At 41.8% G+C, this 4,388-nt stretch carries 4 protein-coding genes and 1 pseudogene; 2 read left to right on the top strand and 3 right to left on the bottom strand.

Going from position 1 to position 4,388, the window contains the following annotated elements:
• The 3 genes and pseudogenes from IM450_RS21290 to IM450_RS21280 all read right to left on the bottom strand — a co-directional run.
• Window positions 1-138: pseudogene (locus IM450_RS21290) on the bottom strand (photosystem II D2 protein (photosystem q(a) protein)); the annotation flags it as partial.
• 325 nt (window positions 139-463) lie between these two features.
• Window positions 464-1,225: a lipoate--protein ligase family protein gene (locus tag IM450_RS21285; RefSeq protein WP_287670275.1), complete on the bottom strand. Its 762-nt coding sequence runs from the start codon at window positions 1,223-1,225 to the stop codon at window positions 464-466.
• A complete protein-coding gene (locus tag IM450_RS21280; RefSeq protein ID WP_002801317.1) occupies window positions 1,188-1,664 on the bottom strand; it encodes a YbjN domain-containing protein in 477 nt (158 codons plus the stop codon). Before IM450_RS21280 ends, IM450_RS21285 begins: the two co-directional genes overlap by 38 nt.
• Window positions 1,665-1,952: 288 nt before the next feature.
• On the opposite strand from IM450_RS21280, the gene IM450_RS21275 reads away from it, so the two are divergent.
• Both IM450_RS21275 and IM450_RS21270 read left to right on the top strand, forming a co-directional pair.
• Window positions 1,953-2,579 (top strand): TetR/AcrR family transcriptional regulator, encoded by a 627-nt coding sequence (locus tag IM450_RS21275; RefSeq protein WP_002747032.1) that lies wholly within the window; start codon window positions 1,953-1,955, stop codon window positions 2,577-2,579.
• 162 nt (window positions 2,580-2,741) lie between these two features.
• A partial coding sequence (locus tag IM450_RS21270) for a serine/threonine-protein kinase (RefSeq protein ID WP_287670272.1) occupies window positions 2,742-4,388 on the top strand: 1,647 nt, incomplete at its 3' end.

Genomic DNA, 4,388 nt, shown 5'->3' with positions numbered 1-4,388 from the left:
TCCACCTAGGGCCATGAAGGCGCAGGGGAAGAGTAGTAAACCAGACCAACCGATGAAGACGAAACGGTCTCTTTTGAGCCAGTCATCGAGAGCATCAAACAGCCCTCTTTCTGGGGCGCGTCCGACAGCAATGGTCATGGGTATTTTTCCTCTTGCTTAACTGAAATCACGGGCAAGATTTCTTAACTTTTTTGAGTCTGGGATTACTCCCATTGTCTTATAAGATGGGGCGATCAATTGACTGGATTAGCTTGACTAAACTAGATGCGATCGCCTGTTAATCCTCACAAACTGTAAAAGATTAACGTTTCTTAAACTAGCACAAGCTAGACAATAATTTCGAGTTTGGTAAGATTTTGGTTCCTTGCGGCCTCTATCTACCTTTACTCATTATTAGCAAAAAATTACAAATCTATACAACTTGACTCATAATTGATTTTATATACACACAAAAGTTGTTTTGTCAATGAGTATTTATATTCATTTTTTTAATTGATCGCCACTCCCAATCCTCGAGGGGTTGTTCTAGCAATTGACAATCAAAGCAATCCTCGGCGGCGGTTTTCAGGGTAGCGATAATTGTCTCTAGGGTCAAATCTGGGGCTAAATTCAGCTTTTGAGGGGTAGCACTGGCGAAAACTTGTTCAAAGAGCGAATTATCTTGCTCTAGCACCATGGAACCATGTTGGAGAACCGAGGAACCCCGTTGCAGTTGGGCGCTCCCAATAAATTTGTTCCCCCAATTATCGACTAGATCCGCACCGGTAGCCGTACCGAAACAGTTAGCAGAATTAATATATCCCCGGCCTGCAACACCGTAGGACAATTCCAGACCGAGATTTTGCCAGCCTGTGATTAAAAATTGACAGATTTGAAGGTAAACTTCCCTAACATTCCCCTTCATCCCCGAATTTACCACCATATAAGTCAAATCCCCCTGATGTAGTACGGCCCGGCCACCAGTAGGACGACGAACTAGGGAGATTTTTTGACCTTGCCAAGTCAAATCACGCCAAAAATCGGGATATTGCCGTTGATGATAGCCCAAGGAAATGGCCGGGGGCGACCATTGATAAAAACGCAAAGTCGGGGGATGATGACCACAACGGTGTTGCTCTAGTAACCAAGAATCGATCGCCATTTGTAGCTCTGCCGATGAGATAATTGGAGGGATATAACGCCAAATTTTAGCTGCCACCAAAGGATTCTCGTAACATTTCATCATTATTATCTGCTACCGTCGCCACGAGAGTAATTGCTCGCGAAATCTCCCCAGGAGACAAATCGGCCACAGTACGCTGAGAAATCACCACCACCTGATCATTCATAATGGCAAAATGAGATTCAAAGGTTTCGGCACAATTCATCGCTAATAACTTGCGGGTTAATCCCAATTCATCCTTAACAGGCAATTTCAGCACAGAAGACCACACCGTGAGAAAATCATCATCGCTTTCCCCAGTTAACTGCACAAATACCTCAACGCTACCATACTGAAACTTCCACAGATAACCTTTTTCTGTATGTTGTACCATAGCAGTGTCATTCTGCTGCAAAGTAGAAATAACCGTTTCAATCATTTCTTGATGACTGCTCGTACTAGCCAGAAATTCATCGGTCATTGACTCTATTGCTTCTGAAGTCGCTAAACTTTCTGTGGTCATAAAAATTCCCTAAACTCGATCGATCACAATCTTATCCCAAGAGAAAAGTAAAAAAGACATTCGGGTTGGGGAAGTGGGGTTTTAGGGTTTTGGGGTTTTGGGGTTTTAGTTGAATTTCCCCACTTTCCCCACTTTCCCCACTTTCCCCACTTCCCCCACTTCCCCCACTTCCCCCACTTTCCCCACTTCCCCACTTCCCCAATTACTCAAAATTTTATGAAGCATTTGAGTAAACACCTAACTTGATCGATGACAATGGCTCTATCCCGTTCTAGCTGTCAATAAATTATGCAAAGTCTTTTTCAACGTTCCCTAACTGAGACCAATTCTGGGGAAGAAGATACCCGTAGTCGTATTCTACAGGCCGCTTTACGTTTATTTGCCGCTAAGGGTTATGAAGGAACCACGACTAAAGACCTAGCAGGAAAGGCAAATGTGGCAGAAGGAACTTTATTTCGTTATTTTCCCAACAAAAAGGCGATTTTAATCGAAGTGGCCACTAGGGGATGGGTGGATATTCTCACCGACTTGCTGACGGAATTGAGCGAAATGGGCAGTTATAAAGCGGTAGCGCAGGTGATGCGACGTAGGGTGTTGAGAATGCGAGAAAATAGCGATTTATTGCGAGTTTGTTTTATAGAGGCACAATTTCACCCCGAATTAAAAGAGCGGATTCAATCGGAGGTAATTGCTAAAATGACCGATGTGGCCGAGGCTTTTTTTCAAACAGCGATCGATCGTGGTATCTATCGTCCCATGAATCCGAAAATTGTGGCCCAGGTTTTTCTAGGAATGTTTGCAATTGCCGGTTTTTCCAGTGAAACTATTTTAGATAGCAATGCTTCCCCCTTAGCTTTACAAGAAATGGCCGAAGGTATTGCCGAAATTTTTCTGAATGGAGTGTTAGTTAAGTAGTTGTGCAAAATTAATTTCCTAGTCGAGACTCTGAGACTCTGAGACAGCTAATCTAAAGATAGGCGGTTAAAATCCGTTTTAGCTTACTTATGATAAAATGCCTTCAAAGACAGGTAAAGGGAACCTTCAATTATTCACCCGATAAAATAACTGATAGCCGAGATGAAACCCTGTTACTGCATTAATCCCGATTGTTCTCAACCGGAGCATCCGAGTAATAATAACTCGAATACTCGTTACTGTCAAAGTTGCGGCTCTGAGTTGTTGTTAAATGGTAAATATAGAGTGAGTCGGTTATTGAGTGATACGACCGGTTTTGGGGTTGTTTATGAGGCTTTTGAAGGTTTTACAGCCAAAATCCTCAAGGTATTACAAGAAAAATGGAATAATGAACCGAAAGCAGTAGAATTATTTAAACGGGAATATGACGTTTTATTAGAGTTGAGTCGTCAAAATGTCACCGGTGTTCCTCGAGCAGATGCCTATTTTCAATATTCCACAAGAGAGGGTAAAATATTACACTGTTTAGTTATGGAAAAAGTGGAGGGTATTGATTTAGAACAGTGGCTAAAGCAGTATGATAATTTAAGTCAAAAACGGGCTTTAAAATGGCTGAGAGAAATTACTTTAATTCTCGATAAAATTCATCAACAGAACTGGCTGCATCGAGATATTAAACCCCCTAATATTATGCTGCGTAATAGTGGCGAGTTGGTGTTAATTGATTTTGGGACAGCAAGGGAAGAAACCCAAACCTATCATCAAAAGGTCAAAGGTCAACAGGTAACAGGTATTACCTCAGCCGGATATACACCCAATGAACAACAACATGGCCAAGCGGTGATTCAATCAGATTTTCATGCTTTAGGACGAACTTTTGTTCATTTATTAACTGGAAAACATCCTTTAGAAATTTATGATCCGATTAATGATGTTTTACCTTGGCGAGAAGAAACGGAAAATATTCACCCGTTATTGTTGGATTTTATTGACGAGTTAATGGGAAGATTGCCCAGGAATAGACCAGCTAATACTAGGGTTATTTTACAACGTTTAGATGAGATTGAAAGGCGATTAAAGTTACCTCCTATAACTCCTAAGAGGCCATCTCCACCACCAGCAAATCCGCAGCCTGTTGTAACTCAAAAACAACCGCCAGTTATTCCTAAGATTAATCCTTCTCCGCCGGTTTCACCAGTACCTGCACCCCAAAAATCACCAGTACAACTGGTTAAAAATAATAATCTGAGAAATGGATTAATTGCGATTGGCGGAGTTTTGCTAATAATGCAAGGGTATGGATATTTAAAATATAAAAGATTTCCTGTTACTCCTCAATTTTTAATCTCTGGCTTAGTTGATAATCCCTCTCTTTATAAAACCCTTACTGGTCATTCTCACTTGGTTACGTCAGTAGTATATAGTCCCGATGGCCGCTATTTAGCTAGTGGAAGTTATGACGATACTATCAAAATTTGGGAGGTAGCAACGGGAAAACAATTGCGTACCCTTCCCGGTCATTCTGACTCGGTTCGGTCAGTGGTATATAGTCCCGATGGCCGCTATTTAGCTAGTGGGAGCGTTGACAAAACTATCAAAATTTGGGAGGTAGCAACGGGAAAAGAATTGCGTACCCTTACTGGTCATTCTCGCGGGGTTAGTTCAGTAGCATATAGTCCCGATGGCCGCTATTTAGCTAGTGGTAGTGGGGACAAAACTATCAAAATTTGGGAGGTAGAAACAGGAAAAGAATTGCGTACCCTTACTGGTCATTCTATAGGAGTTTTGTCAGTAGCATATAGTCCCGAT

This window comes from Microcystis sp. M083S1 (genome assembly GCF_020246405.1).
GTDB lineage: Bacteria > Cyanobacteriota > Cyanobacteriia > Cyanobacteriales > Microcystaceae > Microcystis > Microcystis aeruginosa_C.
Note: the sequence above shows the minus strand (reverse complement) of the source record. Positions and strands in the feature narration are given on the sequence as shown.